At 62.0% G+C, this 18,533-nt stretch carries 15 protein-coding genes; 11 read left to right on the plus strand and 4 right to left on the minus strand.

From position 1 onward, the window contains the following. Positions 1-229 precede the first annotated feature (229 nt). Entirely contained in the window at positions 230-775 is a 546-nt protein-coding gene (locus A6D6_RS05340) for an FxsA family protein (RefSeq protein ID WP_133490572.1), read from the plus strand. 118 nt (positions 776-893) lie between these two features. On the opposite strand, the gene A6D6_RS05345 is transcribed toward A6D6_RS05340, so the two are convergent. From A6D6_RS05345 to A6D6_RS05360, 4 genes are all read right to left on the minus strand, one after another. Continuing rightward, positions 894-1,826: an SdiA-regulated domain-containing protein gene (locus A6D6_RS05345; protein WP_133490571.1), complete on the minus strand. Its 933-nt coding sequence runs from the start codon at positions 1,824-1,826 to the stop codon at positions 894-896. A gap of 115 nt (positions 1,827-1,941) precedes the next feature. Then, a complete protein-coding gene (locus A6D6_RS05350) occupies positions 1,942-2,964 on the minus strand; it encodes an AraC family transcriptional regulator (protein ID WP_022995536.1) in 1,023 nt (340 codons plus the stop codon). A gap of 74 nt (positions 2,965-3,038) precedes the next feature. Then, positions 3,039-4,160, minus strand: a complete 1,122-nt coding sequence (locus A6D6_RS05355) for a fatty acid desaturase family protein (RefSeq protein ID WP_133490570.1) — start codon at positions 4,158-4,160, stop codon at positions 3,039-3,041. A gap of 328 nt (positions 4,161-4,488) precedes the next feature. Beyond that, positions 4,489-5,568, minus strand: a complete 1,080-nt coding sequence (locus tag A6D6_RS05360; protein ID WP_159660153.1) for a ferredoxin reductase — start codon at positions 5,566-5,568, stop codon at positions 4,489-4,491. 259 nt (positions 5,569-5,827) lie between these two features. Here A6D6_RS05360 and A6D6_RS05365 point away from each other — a divergent pair, with 259 nt between their 5' ends. From A6D6_RS05365 to A6D6_RS05405, 10 genes are all read left to right on the plus strand, one after another. Continuing rightward, the gene (locus A6D6_RS05365) at positions 5,828-6,481 is read left to right on the plus strand and encodes a TetR family transcriptional regulator (protein ID WP_026949003.1); all 654 of its coding nucleotides are present in this window, start codon (positions 5,828-5,830) and stop codon (positions 6,479-6,481) included. Between the two features lie 91 nt (positions 6,482-6,572). Further along, entirely contained in the window at positions 6,573-7,460 is an 888-nt protein-coding gene (locus tag A6D6_RS05370; protein ID WP_133490568.1) for a MaoC family dehydratase, read from the plus strand. Between the two features lie 278 nt (positions 7,461-7,738). After that, the gene (mnmH, locus tag A6D6_RS05375; RefSeq protein WP_159660154.1) at positions 7,739-8,863 is read left to right on the plus strand and encodes a tRNA 2-selenouridine(34) synthase MnmH; all 1,125 of its coding nucleotides are present in this window, start codon (positions 7,739-7,741) and stop codon (positions 8,861-8,863) included. Then, entirely contained in the window at positions 8,863-9,957 is a 1,095-nt protein-coding gene (locus A6D6_RS21815) for an FAD-dependent oxidoreductase (protein ID WP_236564002.1), read from the plus strand. Before mnmH ends, A6D6_RS21815 begins: the two co-directional genes overlap by 1 nt. Then, positions 9,857-11,026, plus strand: coding sequence for a selenide, water dikinase SelD (gene selD / locus A6D6_RS21820; protein WP_236563995.1), 1,170 nt, complete (start codon positions 9,857-9,859; stop codon positions 11,024-11,026). The genes A6D6_RS21815 and selD overlap by 101 nt, the downstream gene beginning before the upstream one ends. 50 nt (positions 11,027-11,076) lie before the next feature. Then, the gene (locus A6D6_RS05385; RefSeq protein ID WP_133490565.1) at positions 11,077-11,466 is read left to right on the plus strand and encodes a PA2779 family protein; all 390 of its coding nucleotides are present in this window, start codon (positions 11,077-11,079) and stop codon (positions 11,464-11,466) included. Positions 11,467-11,468: 2 nt separating this feature from the next. Then, on the plus strand, positions 11,469-12,368 hold the full coding sequence (locus tag A6D6_RS05390; RefSeq protein ID WP_159660155.1) for a PA2778 family cysteine peptidase: 900 nt from the start codon (positions 11,469-11,471) through the stop codon (positions 12,366-12,368). An 88-nt stretch (positions 12,369-12,456) separates the two neighbouring features. Continuing rightward, complete coding sequence (gene mscK / locus A6D6_RS05395; RefSeq protein WP_133490563.1) at positions 12,457-15,792, plus strand: mechanosensitive channel MscK; 3,336 nt, start codon at positions 12,457-12,459, stop codon at positions 15,790-15,792. A 213-nt stretch (positions 15,793-16,005) separates the two neighbouring features. Further along, complete coding sequence (locus A6D6_RS05400; RefSeq protein WP_133490562.1) at positions 16,006-16,599, plus strand: AAA family ATPase; 594 nt, start codon at positions 16,006-16,008, stop codon at positions 16,597-16,599. A 35-nt stretch (positions 16,600-16,634) separates the two neighbouring features. Next, positions 16,635-18,527, plus strand: coding sequence for an ATP-binding cassette domain-containing protein (locus tag A6D6_RS05405; RefSeq protein ID WP_159660197.1), 1,893 nt, complete (start codon positions 16,635-16,637; stop codon positions 18,525-18,527). The last annotated feature ends 6 nt before the right edge of the window (positions 18,528-18,533 follow it).

Raw genomic sequence — 18,533 nt, forward strand, 5'->3', positions numbered from 1 at the left:
ATTCGCTGCCAAGGCAGCTTCCCACAGAAAGGACCACGGAGCCGCGGTGGGAAGCTGCCTTGGCAGCGAATCGGCATGTAAGCGTGCCAGCGTGTTGAGTGTTAGCGGCCTGCCCCCGGGGTTGAATTTTCTCCCCTCACCGCCATCTCTTGGGACAGGTCGTCGTCGGCAGGGCCAAGCCATGCCGCGACACGTCTCCCGGCTGCAACGCCGTCACCAAGAGGTCCCCATGACGTTTGGCCGCCTGTTTTTCGTAATTTTCGCCTTCGCCTTGCTGGAGGTACTGGTCCTGGCCGCCGTGGCCGATGTGATCGGCTGGCCGGTCACCATCATCCTGACCCTGGCCACCGCCATCATTGGCTCCTGGTTGTTCCGCGGCCAGGGTCTGAAAACCTGGACGCGCCTGAATCAGCGCATGCAATCCGGCGAGATGCCAGGCCAGGAGCTGGTGGAAGGTCTGCTGCTGTTGATCGGCGGCGCGCTGCTGATCACCCCCGGGTTCGTCAGTGATATTGTCGGTTTTCTCATGTTGGTGCCGCTCAGCCGCCGCCGGCTGGCCGCCATGCTGGTTCGCCGGGGTACCCTGCAAGCCTTCAGCAGCCAGCAGAGCTCCGCGTTCTTCTATCAGAGCGGCTCCTTCAACGGTGGCCCGTTCGGTGGCGGCCGCCATCATCAGGGTAACAGTCAGGGCAACGGCGTAATCATCGATGGCGAGGCCCGGGAAGAAACGGAAAGTCGCGACCCGCTGGGGCATGACCAGAACCGGCGGAGCTAAGAATCTCGGAAAAATACCGCGTCATCCCGGGCTTGACCCGGGATCTCCCCAGGAGGGCGCACTACTTCCAAGCGGGGGATGCCGGATCAAATCCGGCATGACGTTTTACAGAAGAATCCTAGGGGCCGGTCTTGTTTAACCGGTAAAACAGATTGGGTTCGCTGACCAGGTAAAGATCGCCTTGATCGTCCATGGTCACGCCTTCCAATTGCGGCGCGTCCCGTTGCATATCCTCATTCCCGCGCAGAAAGGCCCGGTAGCTGACGTAACGCCCTTCGTGATCCAGCTCCACCAGGGAATGAGAGCGGTCACTCAGTAACAGCAAGTGGCCGGTGGGGCCATGGTAAAACACATCGGACAGGTCCCGGTTGAACACCAGCCCCTCAATCCAGCCGGTCAGATCACGAATGTGCAGGGACAGGCCCTGCTCCAGACTGGCGCCGAATCCCTCAATGGCATAGAGCTTGCGCGGACGACTTTCCTTCACCACGAACAGACGGTCTCCCCTGGCATCGTAGGAAATGCCTTCAAACCCCTTGTTGCCGTCTTCTTCCATGCCCAGGGACAACGACTGGACCCGCTCCTGATCGACCGCCGCACCGGGTTCCGGTATAGCAAACACACTGAAACGCTGACGACGCTCATCCACGACCACCACGCGACCGTTGCCCAGAGCGGCGATGCCCTCGATGTCACCGAACCCTTCCAGCGGATAGCGTCCCAACACTTCGCCCTGACGGTCCAGCTCCAACATCACCGGCGGGTCGTTGGTCACCGCCAGCAGCCGGTCACGCCCACTGTCATAGCTGATCGCGGACAGATTGCGGCTCACACCGGCCACCGCTTTGCCTTCGATAACGACCCGGTACTGTTCCAACCGCACGCCCTGCCGCGGCCCTTCAATCCGTTCCTTCAGATGGAAAAACAGGGGCTCATACCAATGCCGCCAATACGCCACACCGGCCAGCAGCGTCAACACCAGCGCGCCACCGAGCCACCAGCGTGCTTTTATGGCGCGCCGGGAACGACGATTGAAGGAGAGTTTCCCCATAAAGCGCCACCACCCTATTCATGCGAGGTGCAAAACCGCACTCCCGTCAGGACAGGCTTAGAGAGATGTTTCCGGGGATGGTTCCAGAGCGAAGGCACCGTCACCACCGCCCGCGTCAACCGCGAGCGGCGGCGTCCTCCTCGGCTTTCATCTTGCGGTATTCGATGGGCGTCATGCCCACCCAGCGTTTGAAGGCCCGATAGAAGGTGGAAGGCTCCGAGAAACCGGTCAAATAGACGATCTCGTCGATGGACTCGTCGGTACCGGCCAGCAAGCGCTTGGCCAGCTTGCAACGGTAATCCGCCACCAACTGATTGAAGTTGGTGCCGGCATCCGCCAGCCGGGTGCGCAGCTGACGCGCCTTGATGCCAAGACGTTCCGCCACTTCCTCAAGATTGGCGTGCCCGGACTCCAGCAGTTCGGCGATCAGGCGGTTCACCTGAGCCACCAGATCCTGTTTTTCCAGGCGCGCTACCTGTTCACTGGCCAGTTGCTCGTGCAGGCGCAGTAATTCCGGCTCGTGATGGGCCGACGGGAGAGCCATCAAACGGGCATCGAAGTACACCCCCACCGAGTTCATCTCGAACTTCACCGGGCAACCGAAGGCTCGTTCATACTCACTCGGGTCCGCATGACGTTCATGCGCAAAGTGAATCTCCAGTGGCTCAAAGGCGCCATCGGTAACGAAACGAAAGAATTTGATCACCCCCACCATCACGCACTCGTTGAGATGGGCAAGACGACGACCCCAGAACGGTTGGCGCAGGAAGGCACGATCCCCTTCCTCCTCCATCAACTCCGCGCGGGCGGCATCGGACAGCAAGCGCTGATAATTCAGCGCCCGCCTCAAGCCTTCCCCGAATGAGGGGCTGGAGAGAAACAGGTATTCCAGGACCTGACCTTTATAGACCGGCATGTGTTGGCCCAGATGCAGGCCAATGTGCGGGTCCTTGGAGACCTTTTCCGCGGCCTGCCAGAACCATTCCTGGGCATCATGCGGCGTACGCAGGTCAGGTACCTGGAGAATAGCGCGGTCCACGCCCACTTCAGCGAGAACCGCGTCTGCATCAATGCCTGCGTTGACCATGGCCCGGTAGGCCATGCGCAACAGCACGCCGGAGTCGGTAAGCTCTGCCATCCTTTCGCGACTTCCCCGAATTTTTTGGTATCAACGAGCGAGAGTAGCACATGCCTGGGGAGGCCGGAACAGCATCAATTCACCGCCGCTGCTCCACGGCGGGAAGGCAGCGCCAAACGGTGAATACGACGCATGACCGAGCCGAACTGGCGGCGCAAACTGCCGGTGTTGTAGTGCAAGCCGTACCGCTCGGCGATCTCACGCACCTTCGGCGCCACCTGTTGGTATCGGTTGGACGGCATATCCGGGAACAGATGGTGTTCAATCTGATGGCTGAGGTTGCCGCTGAGGATATGAAACAACCGACCGCCCTCCAGATTGGACGAGCCGAGCAGTTGACGCAGATACCATTGCCCACGGCTCTCGCCTTCCACTTCTTCCTCGGTGAACATCTCCGCGCGCTCGGTGAAGTGCCCGCAGAAAATAATCAGGTAGGACCACAGATTGCGCAGGATATTGGCGGTGAAGTTACCGGACAGCACGAACAGGAAAAACGGCCCCGCCAGCAAAGGGAACAGTACGTAATCCTTGAGCACCTGACGGCGCACCTTCTTGAGGATCAGGTTCCGTTCCTTGCGGTATTGTTCACGGCTCTTGTCGCCACGGACCACTCGCTCGATTTCCAGATCATGGAACGCCACCCCCCACTCGAACAGCAGCGCCAGCACCCAGTTATAGATCGGCTGGAACAGATAAGCGGGGTTCCAGCTCTGGTGCTCGGACATGCGCATGATGCCATAGCCAACATCACGGTCCTTTCCCACCACATTGGTGTAGGTGTGATGCATATAGTTGTGGGAATGTTTCCATTGCTCGGCCGGGCAGGTGTTATCCCAATCGTAATGAGCGGAGTCCAGATTCGGATCGCCCAGCCAGTCCCACTGACCGTGCATCACGTTATGGCCAATCTCCATGTTCTCCAGAATTTTGGAGAGCGCCAGCAGACCGGTTCCCGCCAGCCATGCCGGCGGCAGGAAGCCAAGGAACAGCAGGCCCCGGCCGGCCACTTCGCAGCCTTTCTGGAAGCGCACCACACGGCGGATATAGCGGGCGTCGGCTTCGCCCCGATCCGCCATCACCTGCTGGCGCAGCGCCTCGATTTCCTCGCCGAAAGCGTCCACCTGGGAACGGGTCAGGCTGACACCGTCGCGCTGAAAGACGATTGGGTCGTGCTCTTGTTGCATTGCGTATCCCATTTGTTCAACTCCTTGTTTTTGCGTCGCTTAGAGCCTGTTCACGATCTTTACGCCGCCGCGCCGGAGTTCCCTTCTCACCTGGTAGAAAGTGTCGTCAGGTTGTGATTCCGATTGTGCCGTGTAGTCAATCTACATAAACAAGCGTAATCGCAGCCTGACGGACTCTCCACCTAAAGAAAGTGGGGCCCGGCCCTTCGGGTTGCGCTGGAAAAGCCGCCAGACGACGCTGTGGCCTTTGACTTTGGAACCACCAGAGCCTGCAGACCCCAACGCCCTCTGGCGGCTTTTCCGGCGGCAACGCGGTGACGTAAAGATCGTGAACAGGCTCTTACAGCGCCACTTCCACGTCGCCTTCGGCGGCATGGACACACAGTCTTACCAGTTGGTTGTCCACGGTCCGGCTCTCCCCGGTCTGCAGGTCGCGGACCGACCCCCGCACCGAACACCGGCAGGTGTGGCAAATGCCCATGCGACAACCATGGGCCGGATTCAGCCCACTGCGCTCGGCGGCCTCCAACAGGCTTTCGTCGCCACCGGCCTCGGTGTCCAGGTCACTGCCGGAGAAGCGGATGCGACCACCGTTGCCAGCATTTCTGGTCAGCGGCTGGAACCGCTCATGTAACAACGGCGCCCGGCCTTCGGCGCGGTGCCATTCACTGACCGCGTCGAGGAAGCCGGCCGGCCCGCAGGCGTAAACCTGGCGCTCGGCGGCATCCGGAACCAGAGCCGTCAGCAACGCGGCGTCAAAGCGGCCCTGCTCATCGCCGGGCAACGGCGCCTGATGCCCCAGCACCACACGGGCGTTTAGTTGGGAATGGCGTCCCAGTTCCCGCAAGGATGCCAACAAGATCACATCCTCATAACGGCGATCGAAGTGCAGCCATTCCACCTGACCGGCAAAGGAGGTGTTTTTCAGGTATCTTGCTATACTGTGAACGGGTGTAATGCCGGAGCCGGCGGTCAGGAACAGCAACCGGTCCGGAATTCGGGCCGGCAACAGGAACTCACCGGCGGGCTCGCTGAGCGTCACCACGTCACCAGGGCGGGCACGCTCAAGCAGATGTTCGGTCACACCGCCGGCCCGGTGACACTTGACGGTGATGGTCAGGCTTCCCGATTGCGGGGCACTGGACAGGGAAAAGCAGCGCCATTGCCGCGCACCGTTCACGTCGATGCCGAGCATCACATGCTGGCCGGCCTGAAACCCCGGCCACAGGCGGTTCGGGTGCAACGTCAGGGAAACCGCTTGCCCGGTTTCCCGGTGAACAGCGGTGACGCGGGCGCGGATTTCCCGGGCCGAGGCCACCGGGTTGATCAGCGCCAGGTAGTCTTCCGGCTGAAACGGGCTGGTCAGAGCCTGGCCGAGGCGGCCAAACCAGCCCCGGCGAGGCTCGATGATGGTCTGCATGCGGCACTTCCTATGATTGATGTGAACAGTTGTACACTTTTTACAGGGCGCCGTTTTTATAGTCAACACCTGTTCACAAAAATAATTGTGAACGGAGTTGTCAAGTGGTTTGCTATATCCTGGAGCGGAAATTGAATACCATTGCCGCCGGAGCCGGGGACAAAAAGCGCAACGACAATACCCAGGCCGTATCACTGCTTATTGATTGGTTAGATTTGATTCGTTGGTTAAAACAACAATTCGGGAGACTGTCTGACACATGACCAGAGAAACCGCCCCCCGGGGAAGGAAAGCCAGAAAGGGACGGACTCGCCAGGCGCTGATGGACGCGGCCTTGGATCTGGTGGCGAAAAAGGCCCCCTTTTCTTCCCTCAGCCTCAGGGAAGTGACCAAGAAAGCCGGTGTGGTGCCCACGGCGTTCTATCGTCATTTCACCGACATGAGCGCGCTCGGCCTGACCTTGCTGGATGAGTCATTTCGCACTCTGCGGCAGATGATGCGCGAGGTCCGCCAGCATCAATTGCCCAACGAACAGATGATCCGCGGGTCCATGGAGACCTACTTCAATTATGTGCGCAACAATCGCACTTATTTTCTTTTTGTCTCCAAGGAACTGTACGGCGGCTCCGCCACCATGCGGCAGGCGATCCGCCGGGAAATCCGTCTGTTCGTCAGTGAACTGGCCATGGACATGGCGCGTTTTCCTTTCCTTATCAATGTCAGTTCCCAGGATCTGCAAATGATGGCCACGCTGGTGGTCAACAGCGTGGTGGCACTGACACAGGAAATGTTGGAGCTGAGCGAGGACGACGAAGCCGGCCAGAACGAAATGCTGATCATGGCGGAAAAACAGGTTCGTCTGATTTACTTCGGGGTAGCCCAGTGGCGCTCCGAACCCGACAGGATTGCCTGAGCCCTCGGCGATACGGCCAATCAGCCTCTCCGACGCTCTGCCTATACTGCCACGACATTGCGCTAAATGTTCGTGGGAGAAGGGTGTCCTTATGAGTGAGGTTCGATTCAAGGAGCTGCGTCACGCGCCGCCCATGGCGGTGAATTTCGCCAAAGCAGTGCTGCGCGCACGGGTACGCCCGGGCAGCGCTCCGGTGCTGCCCGCCGAGGGGCTGCGGCTCAACGATGTGGCTCAGAAATCTCGCCATTTGGCGGCCTACCGCCAGGTATGCGGTTTCAGCGCCGACGGTCATCTGCCTATCACCTACCCACACATGCACGCGTTTCCATTGCACATGGCGCTGATCCTGAGCGACGGTTTTCCGTTCCCGGCCATGGGGCTGGTCCATGTGCGCAACCGCATCACTCAATTCCGTCCGATCGGTGAACGCGAGCAGCTCAATATCAAATGCTATACCGGCAATCTGACCCAGGTGGAGAAAGGCTACGAGTTCTCCATCTTCACCGTGGTCAGCACCGCCGGCGAACGGGTCTGGCAGAGTGAATCGGTGAATTTCCATCGCGGCGGCGGCCACGGTGAAAAAAAGGCCCGGGACACGTCTGGAGACGCTCAAACCACTGCCCCTGCTCCCGATCTGATCGAAGAGTGGGACGTTCCCGGCGACACCGGTCGACGCTACGCCAGCGTGTCCGGAGATCGTAACCCGATCCATCTTTACCCGCTGACCGCCAAGGCCTTCGGTTTCAAACGCCAGATCGCCCATGGCATGTGGTCCAAGGCTCGCTGCCTGGCGGCTTTGCAACCGGAACTGCCGGAGCAGGCCTTCACCGTGGATGTGCGCTTCAAGCTGCCCATGTTCATTCCGGCCAAGGTAAAGTTTGTCCGTACTCGTCAGGATGACGGCATCGATTTTCAGTTGCTGGCCGCCGACGGCGTCAAGCCCCACTTGAGCGGAACAGCGCGTCCGGTCAGCGACTAAACCGGCGTCCGGTCTGCTCAATCGCTATCTGCTCAAATAATGGGAAACAGCCTTCCTTACCCTCCATCAGCCGTATTACACCTTTGCTGGAACGTCGTGAAGCAGGTTTCCGCAAAGGCGTAATACGGCTCCGCTTCGAAGTGACCGGCGACCGCGAGCAAACCACCATACCGGGGCGATCCGGGGAGGCCTCCGTGCAGACCCGTGCCCCCGATGGAGAGGCTCATCCCCGTCATTCCGCGATGAACCACAAATAAGGGCGGTGTACACTGCCGCCCATGACCCGTGACGACACCAACGACTACGCAGCGCTGTTCCTGGACGACACGCCGCTCCTGGATGTCCGCGCCCCGGTGGAATTCGCCCGGGGCGCGTTCCCCCATGCCACCAACCTTCCTCTGATCGACGACCAGGAACGCCATCTGATCGGCCTGCGTTATAAGCAGCAAGGGCAACAGGCAGCCATTGATCTCGGCAATGAGCTGGTCCGTGGCGAGGTGAAGGAGCGCCGTCTGCGCGCCTGGCACGATTGGTGGCGAGCGCACCCAAACGGCTATCTCTATTGTTTTCGTGGCGGTCTGCGCAGCCGCACAACCCAGGACTGGCTGCGTCAGGCTGGTATCGACGCGCCCCTGGTCACTGGTGGTTACAAGGCCCTGCGGCGTTTTCTGTTGGAGCACCTGGAGCAGCATGTGCTTCAGGGACCGTTGTGGGTGCTGACCGGGCGCACCGGCTGCGGCAAGACCCGCGTCCTGCATCAACTGTACCGGGCGGTGGATTTGGAAGGGCTCGCCCACCATCGCGGTTCCGCCTTCGGCCACCGGCCCGGCGGACAACCAGCGCAAATCGACTTTGAAAATGCCCTGGCGATCCGCTTGCTGAAGCTCGGGAACCAGACACCGGTTCTGGTCGAGGACGAAGGGCGTCTGATCGGCCGTTGCGCTTTGCCCTTGCCCCTCCACCAGCAACTGAGGAACATGCCGCGCATCGACATTCAGGAACCGCTGGAAAGCCGGGTGGAAGTGATTCTGGAGGACTACGTCCTGACACCGCTGCGGGAATTTCTCGACGGCCATGACGAGCAGCAAGCCCGGAATCTGTTCGCCGAGCATCTGCTCGACGCGCTGGACCGGATCCGCAAGCGCCTCGGAGGCGCCCGGCACCAGACCCTGCGTGAAACCATGACCCGGGCGCTGGAACAGCATCGCCGTGGCGATGGCTGCGGCGAACACCGCCGCTGGATACGCGCCCTGCTAAGCGACTACTACGACCCGATGTACGACTACATGCTGAGCCATCGTCAGGGGCCGGTGTACTTTCGCGGCAGCCGCGACCAGGTCATCGCCACCCTGCAAGAATGGGAACGCCGGGGGCAGGGACGGCCGGAGGGCCGCCCACGGTGATGGCGGCGACCGCGCACCATGATCTGGTGCTGGTGGGAGGCGGACACAGCCACGCGCTGGTACTGCGCCGTCTGAGCATGCGGCCGGTCCCCGGGCTGCGCCTCACGCTGATTTCCCCCGACAGCCTGACCGCCTATTCCGGTATGCTGCCCGGCATGCTGGCCGGCCGTTACCAGCGGCAGGAAACCCACATTGATCTGAGCCGGCTGAGCCGCGCCGCCGGTGCCCGCTGGCTGCCACAACGCGTACTCGATCTGGATCCCACCCAGCGCCGCGTGCAGCTGGATAACGGCGATCAGGTGGAGTACGACACACTCAGCCTGGATGTCGGCGCCACCCCGGACCTGGACAGCGTGCCCGGTGCCCGGGCCCATGCGGTACCGGTAAAACCGGTGGCTACTTTCGAGCAACGCTGGCGCGACCTGCTGGCCGATCCCGCCGCGACGCGCCGGGTGGCGGTGGTGGGAGCCGGCGCCGGCGGTACCGAGTTGGCCGCCGCTCTGGCTCAGCGGCTTGGCGCCACCACCAGGATCGGGTTGATCAGCGCGGGCGAGCTGCTCCCCGGCTATCCGGCGCGGGCACGCTCGCTGATGCGAACACGGCTGCGGGATGCCGGGGTGCACATCGTGGAACACGCCCCGGTGCAACGGGTCAGCGAAGGGCAGCTCCACTACAACGGCCGGTCCCAGGCGGTGGATCTGGTGTTCTGGTGTACCGGCACCCGCGCGCCGGCCTGGCTCGCCGCCAGCGGTCTGCCCTGCGATGAACGCGGTTTCCTGCGCGTGGACACAACCCTGACCAGCCTGGGCAGCCCGCACGTCCACGCCGCTGGAGACTGCGCCTCATTTCCCTCGCCCTTGCCCAAGGCCGGTGTCTACGCGGTGCGTCAGGCGCCGGTGCTGGCCGATAATTTACTTGCCGCCGCCCGGGGTGGCCGCAAACGCCCCTATCGCCCGCAGCGGCGTTTTCTGTCCCTGCTGTCCGCGGGGGCCGGTGACGCGGTGGCCTCCCAGGCCGCCCTGGCCGGCGCTGGCCGGCCCCTGGGTCTGGCGCTGGAAGGACCGCATCGACCGGGCCTTCATGAAGCGCTTTGACAACCTGCCGGCGCCAATGCCAGCCGCGCCCGCCAACGACGACGCCATGCACTGCGCCGGCTGCGGGGCGAAGGTTGGCGCCACGACGCTCAGTCATGCGCTGGATGCGCTTCGGACAGAGGTCCGCGAGGACATCGAAGCCGGCGTGGCCCAGGGCGATGATGCGGCGATCATCCGCTGGTCCGGACAATACCGGCTGGTGCAAAGCGTGGATTATTTTCCCGCCTTCATGGACGAGCCCTATCTGTTTGGCCGGGTGGCGGCATTGCACAGCCTCAGTGACATCTACGCCATGAACGCCGACCCCCATTCGGCGCTGGCCACTCTGTGCATTCCCCGCCATCACCCGCGTCTGCAGGGCCGGGATCTGCGCCGCCTGCTGGCCGGCGCGGTGGACGAGCTGAATCGGGCGCACTGCACACTGGTGGGGGGGCATACCATTGAAGGGCCGGAAATGGCCGCCGGTTTCACCATCAACGGCGCTCTGTCCGGCGCGGCCTGGAGCAAGAACGGCGCCCGGCCCGGGCAGGTTCTGATTATCACCAAACCGTTGGGCGTCGGCATTCAACTGGCGGCCTGGATGCGCAATGTCCATCGAGGTCCCGACCTGGACGCCACCCTGGCAACCATGCTGCAAAGCAACGGCCCTGCCCGCGCCGCGCTATCGTCCCTGCCCCTCCCGGCCTGTACCGACATCACTGGTTTCGGACTGCTCGGGCATCTGCTGGAGCTGTGCCAGGACAGTCAGGTGAGTGCCCGTATTAGTTTGGATACTTTGCCCATACTGCCCGGTACCCTGGAGCACATACGCCAAGGCATTCACAGCACATTGCGGGACAGCAACGATCAGGTACTGGGCTACTGCAATATCGCCCCAGCCCTGCGCGAGCGGCCGGAACTGGTCGCCGCCACCGATCCGCAAACCAGCGGCGGCCTGCTGTTGGCAGTGACCAGGGAATGTCTCGATACGACTCTGGAAGCCCTGCGCGGGGCCGGCGTCGATGCCATCGCGATTGGTGAAACCCTTGTAAAAAATCACAAAGCCTCCTCCACCATCACGCTGCGATGAGGGGCCCCGTGTTAATCTGCCGGCATCACTGAAACAGGGAGCGACAGCCCATGAACAAGCGTCTCACCGGCGTTTTCACCGCCGCCGTTTTGCTCATCACCCAGGCCCTGTTCGTCCCCATGGCCCACGCCGCCATGATTGGCACCGATACCCTGGTAGCCAGCGAACAACGGGCGGCCATGGAGCAAAAGGTCCTTGCGTTACTCGAACACAAAGCCGCCGCCAAGGTGTTGGCGGATAATGGTGTCAGCCCGGAACAAGTGAAGGATCGCCTGGACCGGCTCAGCGACCAGGAACTGACCCAACTGGCCGAACAGGCCGATGAGCTGCCCGCCGGCCAGGGCGTCATCGGCGTGATCCTGGCGATCATTCTGATTCTGGTACTGCTTGATCTGCTGGGCGCCACCAACGTGTTCCCGGCTATCCATCCGATCAACTGATCGTGTACTTTCGCGCCATCATCGCCGGGCTGGTTCTGCTGTTGGCGGGGTGTCAGACACTGCCCCCGCCACAGTCAGCCCGGCAACCCGCCAGCCAGCAACTGGCCGTTCCCTTCATCGCCCAGGAAAAATATCAGTGCGGCCCCGCCGCTCTGGGCATGATGCTGCAATGGAACAGGCTGCCTGGTAATGCCGAGGCGCTGGTGGACGAAGTCTGGCTGCCGGAGCGTCAAGGCAGTCTGGGCATCGAACTGATGGCGGCCGGCCGCGCCCGTGGTTTGCTGGCGTATCCGGTCAACGGACCGGATGCTTTGTTCAGTGAGCTGCAAGCCGGCCACCCGGTCTTGATTCTGCAAAACCTCGCGTTGAAGCGCTGGCCGCAATGGCACTTCGCCGTGGTCACCGGCTACCGCGATGGCGGCGACCGGCTGATTCTGCACAGCGGCACCCGCGAAGCCACCCCCAGCCACTGGAACCGTTTCATTCGCACCTGGGCGCGCGCCGACTATTGGGGCATGGTGTTGCTGCCCGCCGGAGAACTGCCCGCCAGCGCCCGCCCCGGCCCTCTTCTGCACGCACTCGCTCCGCAAAAGAAAGAGGCTCTGCCTCATTGGCAAACCGCGGTGTCCCGGTTCCCCGACGACGGCAAGCTCCATTTCGCCTACGCCAACGCGCTGTGGCAGGCAGAGCGCAAAGCGGACGCCCTCGCGGCCTTCGAAAAAACCGTGACACTCTCCCCTTCCCTCGCTCCAGCCTGGAATAACCTGGCCTACGCCCGTCTCGACCAGGGCAACACCGAGGCCGCCCGGGAAGCGGTGTGCCGGGCCCACATGCTGGCGCCGGATGACACCAACATCGAAGGTAGCGTGGCCGAAATCACCGACGGTGCCGGCTGTCCCTGAACAGTGCGTGGGAAATGGCGTCATTTCCGTTTTATCGCTATTGTCTAAGCTCCCGTTCATTCTCTGACAATGGATTACCCGCTTCCCTATGAGACCCGGTCGATCACGGTTACTGCTTTCCCTGCTGCTCTCGTGGATGCTGTGTGGTGTGGCCGCGGCGCAAAGCAGCGGCTTTTCCCTGCCCGGTATCGGAGATCTGGAGAAACAACTTACCGGCGGTGACGACAGCGCCGATGGCCAGCCCCGGAAGGAGGGCGAAGCAACGCCGGAGCGCGCCCTTCTGGAAGAAACGCTGAAGTTGCGCAAGGAAATCGACGCCAACCACGAGCGGATCAAAAAGCTTGAGCAGCAACAAAGCGCGCTGCCGCGCGAGAGAGCCTCGCTTCAGGGCGAATTGGAAAAAATTCGCCGCGAAAGCACCGTCGACTGGGCCGAGCACTATCAGAGCCTGTCCATTTCCGCCTTGGCGGAGGAATTGGGACAGAAACTGCAGGCACTGGAGCGCAATCAGGAAAAACTGGCGGACGCGGCCAGTGATGTGACCAGTTCCCAGACCCTGCCGGAACGGGCGCAGAATACCATCAGCGACAGTCTGGCGGAGGCCGATGATATTCGCCGACAGCTGAACCGCCCGTCGGTGGCGGAGGCGCTGAGCGAGGAGGAAGTGCAGAATCTGCAGGTAAAACTGGCGGCGCTGGACTCCCGTATTGAACTGCGCAACCAGGAACTGGCCGTGGCCAGCGCCAACGAGCAGCGCTCCCGCCTGCAGCAACGGGTTCTGGAAGCCGACGCGGAGCTGATCCAGCGACAACTGGATGTTCTGCAACCACTGCTCAACCGGCGGCGCCAACAGCAACTGCAGGATGAGTTGCAGGCCGCCTCCGTGGACCTGCCCGCCGAAGTGGCCGATCACCCCGAGTTGGCGGCAGCGGAAGAGCGGAACAAGACGCTGCGCAAACAGTTGATTCAGACCAGTGAAGACGTCAATGATCTGCTGCGTGAAAACGTGGCCACCAAGACCCAGTTGGACCGGGTGCGGGCGTTGTCCGCCACGGTCAACGATCAGATCCGCATGCTTGACGGCAGCCTGCTGTTATCGCGGATTCTCTATGAGCAGCAAAAAAATCTACCGGACTTCAAACCCCGGGAAGGGTTGCCCAAGGCCATCGGTGACACCCGTCTGCGCCAGTTTGAAATCGGCCAGCAGCGCCAGCAAACAGAAGCCGCCACCCTCCGCCTGGAAGACCAGGACATCTCTCCGGAGGATCGGGTCGCGCTGCAGGATGCTCTGGGGAGTCTGCATGACATTCATGTGGAACTGCTCAATCAGCTGGACACCGAACTGGGGCGCAAGCTGAATCTGCTGGTCCGGCTGAATCTGGTGCAGGATCAACTGGTGGACGTCTCCCGCAATCTCCACGACACCATCTCTGAACAGACCTTCTGGATGCCCAGCACCCAGCCGATCAATCTGTCCTGGTTGCGCGAGTTCCCGGCCCAGGTCCGGGATCAGATGACGGACATGCCCTGGATGCAGATGGGCCAGGACGCCTCCGCGCTACTGAAAGACAAGTGGCCCTGGCTACTGCTCCCGGCGATCCTGGCCGTCGCCCTGCTGTTCTGGCGCAAACGCCTGCGTACCCGGATCCGCAAACTCAACAGCGATATTGGTTTCCTGCGCCGGGACAGCCAGTTGCATACCCCTCTGGCGATTCTGCTGACCACGCTGATGTGCCTGCCCGGTCCGTTGGTATTGAGTCTGCTGGCCTGGGGTCTCTGGATTCAGCCCGGCACGCTGTCCACCGTGTTGGGCGCCGCGCTGTCAAAAGTGGCGCTGCTATGGCTGGTGTTCGAGATGTGCTATCGGTTGTTGGCCCGGGACGGTATCGCGCAGCGGCATTTCCGCTGGTCCGCCGACGGCAACACCAAGCTGCGTCGGCGGTTATTGGCGGTCGGCTTGGCGATGGTGCCGATGACGCTGATCATTGCTTTCGGCGAGCAGTGGCCGGCCCAGCTCAACAATGATCGTATCGGCCTGGTCATCATGGTGTTCGGGCTGGCGGTAATGGGGGTCATGCTGACCCGGGTAGCCTTGCACTTCCCCATCACCCGCTTCTCCACCGCTTACAAAGCCATGGCGGCGCTGGTGTGCGGCGGCCTGCCCTTCGCCCTGATCGTGGTGATCGGTCTGGGCTACTACTACACCACGGTGCGTTTGTCCGGTCGCATCATCGACAGCTTCTACCTGCTGCTTCTATGGACCCTGATCGACGCGACCGCGGTACGTGGCCTGGCCGTGGCGGCGCAACGACTGGCCTACAAAAGAGCCTTGGCGCAACGTGACAGCGACGCCAAGGAAACCAGTGTGGAAGGGATCGAGGTGGAAGAACCGCAACTGGATCTGGAGCGGGTCAACCAGCAGTCTCTGCGTCTGATCCGCATGGCCCTGGTGGTGGTATTTGGCCTGCTGTTCTATTGGGTCTGGGCGGACATTCTCAATGCCTTTTCCTATACCGAAAACATTCTGCTGTGGGAAACCACCGAAGGCAGCGGCAACAACGTCACCTCGATCCCGATCAGTCTCGGCGATGTCATGTTCGCTCTGGCCGCCGGCGTGGTCACCATGATGCTCGCCCTCAACCTGCCCGGCCTGTTGGAAGTGCTGCTGCTATCGAGGATGAACCTGAAGCAAGGCAGCAGCTACGCCACCACCACGCTGCTATCCTATGTGATCATCGCCCTGGGCGTCATGGTAGTGCTCGGTTCGCTGGGGCTGACCTGGAACAAACTGCAATGGCTGGTGGCCGCCCTCGGCGTGGGGCTGGGTTTTGGTCTGCAACAGATCTTCGCCAACTTTGTTTCCGGTATCATCATTCTGTTCGAACGGCCGATTCGCATCGGTGACGTGATCACTATCGGTACCTTGTCGGGCACCGTCAGCCGGGTGCGGGTGCGCGCCACCACGGTGATTGATTTCGACCGCAAGGAAATCATCATCCCCAACCAGACCTTCGTTACCGAACAGTTGATTAACTGGTCGTTGAGTGACACGGTAACGCGGTTGATTATCACAGTCGGCTTCGCCTACGGTTCGGACCTGAACACCTGTCGTGAGATTCTCCAGACCGTGGCCCGAGACCATCCGAAAGTGATGAAGGACCCGGAGCCGATGATCCTGTTCATGGGCTTCGGCGCCAGCACCCTGGACCATGAGTTGCGGGTTTATGTGAAGGAAATCGGTGACCGCCTGAGCACCACCGACGAACTTAATCGCCGTATCGATCAATTGTGCCGGGAACAGGGCGTGGAAATCGCTTTCAGCCAGATGGACATTCACATTCGCAGTATCAATGGCGGCGAAAACATGACCATCCCCGGCGAGCGCCGCGAATCCGGAAACGGCGACCCGACGACGGACGCCTGAAATCCGGCCTTGGAGACATAAATTCGGCGTCCGCTACGAAGCCGCTGTGGGAAGGCGACCTTTCGCCGGAAGCCCATTCGCTTGCAAGCAAGCTTCCCACGGCGGCTTCGTAGCCCTTTCTGTACCAGCGGTCGACATTGCTGGAGCTCAAAGTGCCGCGGCTCACTCTAAACCACGACGAACCACTCCTCTTCTCTAACAGGAAACCCCATCATGTTTATTCACCGCGGCCTCCATCGCGGGGCTATTGTATTGTCCGGCGGCCCCGGCGCCGGCAAGACCAGTTTGCTCCGGGCCCTGTCCGGGTTCGGATACCATACCGTCGCCGAATCCGGTCGGGCGGTGATTCAACAACAGCAGGCGCGCGGCGGCGAGGCCCTGCCCTGGCGAAACCGACAGGCCTTCGCCGCCGCCATGCTGGACCGGGACCGCCGTCAATACCGGCGTTACGCCAACCGGGACGGGCCGGTGTTTTTCGACCGGGGCGTGGTGGATGTACTCGGTTACGCCCGCCTGGAACGGCTGCGGGAGAGCGCCGCCATGCACTGGGCCGCGCGGCGCCACCGCTATGCCCCTGAGGTGCTGATGCTGCCGCCCTGGCCCGACATCTACCGGAACGACCAGGAGCGCAAGCAGACACTGGCGGAAGCCGAGCGTACGTTCCAGGTGTTATGGAACACCTACCTCGATCAGGGCTACCGCCCTCTCCTGGTACCCCGGGGGACGATAGCAGAACGCCGCGACTGGGTATTGTCCCATCTCGGTCTCGCTTGCGCCCCCATCCATGACACCCCGGGAAAATGCTAGACTCCCGTTCCCCGACACCACGGTACCCGGACACCATGCCATTGCTGACTCTGCGCGACCTGCAGCTTGATTACGGCGACCAGCCGCTACTTGATCACCTGGACCTGACCATCGAGGCCGGCGAACGGCTGTGCCTGGTGGGCCGTAACGGCTCCGGCAAGTCGACCTTGCTGAAAGTGCTGGACGGGCAGGTGCAGGCGGACGACGGCCAGATCGAGCGCGCCCAGGGACTGGTGGTGGCGCGCCTGGAGCAGGAAGTCCCCGAGGACCAGGACCACAGCGTTCAGGAGATGGTGGCCCAGGGCCTCGGTGAGCTTGGCCGGCTGCTGGCCGAACATGACCGCCTCAGCCATCGGCTCAATGACGGAGACGATGCGGTGATGGCCCGTTTCCAGCAGCTCGGCGACCGTATTGAAAGCGCTGGCGCCTGGCAGCTGTTCCAGCGGGTAGAGACCGTGCTCTCCAAACTGCAACTGGATGGCGGGCAGCGTTTCGCCGGCCTTTCCGGCGGCATGAAGCGCCGCGTTCTGCTGGCCCGTGCCCTGGTGCAGGAGCCAGACCTGCTGCTGCTGGACGAACCGACCAACCATCTGGACATCGATTCGATCCGCTGGCTGGAAAGCTTCCTGCGCGACTACCCGGCGACCCTGGTGTTCATTTCCCACGACCGTGCCTTTATCCGCGCCCTGGCCACCCGCATCATCGAGCTGGACCGTGGCCAACTGACCAGTTGGCCTGGGGACTACGATCGTTACCTGGAAGGAAAACAGGCGGCGCTGGAAGTGGAAGAAAGAAACCAGGCCGAGTTCGACAAGAAGCTGTCCCAGGAAGAACGCTGGATTCGTCAGGGCATAAAGGCCCGCCGCACCCGCAACGAGGGCCGGGTGCGGGCACTGCAGGCGCTGCGCAGGGAGGCGGCGCAACGGCGTCAGCGCCAGGGCACCGCCGCGCTCGCCATCCAGCAAGGCGACCGCTCCGGTAAAACCGTGATCGAAGCCGAGCATCTCAGCTATGCGGTGGGCGGGCAGACACTGCTGCGGGACTTCTCGCTGACCCTGCTGCGCGGCGACCGGGTCGGCATTCTCGGCCCCAACGGCTGCGGCAAATCCACCTTGATCCGGATTCTGCTGGGCCGGCTGGTTCCCGACAGCGGCACGGTGAAACAAGGCACGCAATTACAAGTGGCCTATTTCGATCAACTGCGTGACAGCCTGGACAGCGAAAAAAGCGTGATCGACAACCTGGCGGAAGGCTCCGACGTGGTCGAAGTCGATGGTCGCAAAAAACATGTCATGGGCTACCTGCAGGATTTCCTGTTCGAACCGGGCCGTGCCCGCCAGCCGGTCAAATCCCTGTCCGGCGGCGAACGCAATCGCCTGCTACTGGCTAAGTTGTTCACCCGTCCATTCAATCTGCTGGTGCTGGATGAGCCCACCAACGATCTGGACGTGGAAACCCTGGAGTTGCTGGAAGAACAATTGGTGAATTACCAGGGCACCCTGCTTCTGGTCAGCCATGACCGTGCTTTCATCGATAATGTGGTGACCTCGACACTGGTCTTCGAAGGCGGCGATCCACACTGGTATGTGGGCGGTTATGAGGACTGGTTACGGCAGCGTCCGGAACCGACGGCGCCGGAAACCGTCAAAGCCGCCAGGCCCGCCCCCCGCTCGGAACGAAGCGAAACGGCGAAACCGGCGCGCAAAAAGCTGAGCTACAAGGAACAGCTTGAGCTGCGCGATTTGCCGGCCCGCATCGAGGAGCTGGAAGCGGCACTGGAGACGTTGCAGGGCACGATGTCGGACCCGGCCTTTTACAAGGAAACCGCGGACACCATCGCCGCCGAACAGAGACGGCTCGCCGAACTGGAACAAACGCTGGCCGAGGCCTACGCCCGTTGGGAGGCGCTCGACCAGCTCAACAGCTGAGACATC

Origin of the sequence: Alcanivorax xiamenensis, from assembly GCF_009846745.1 — a bacterium.
Taxonomy (GTDB): Bacteria; Pseudomonadota; Gammaproteobacteria; order Pseudomonadales; family Alcanivoracaceae; genus Alloalcanivorax; species Alloalcanivorax xiamenensis.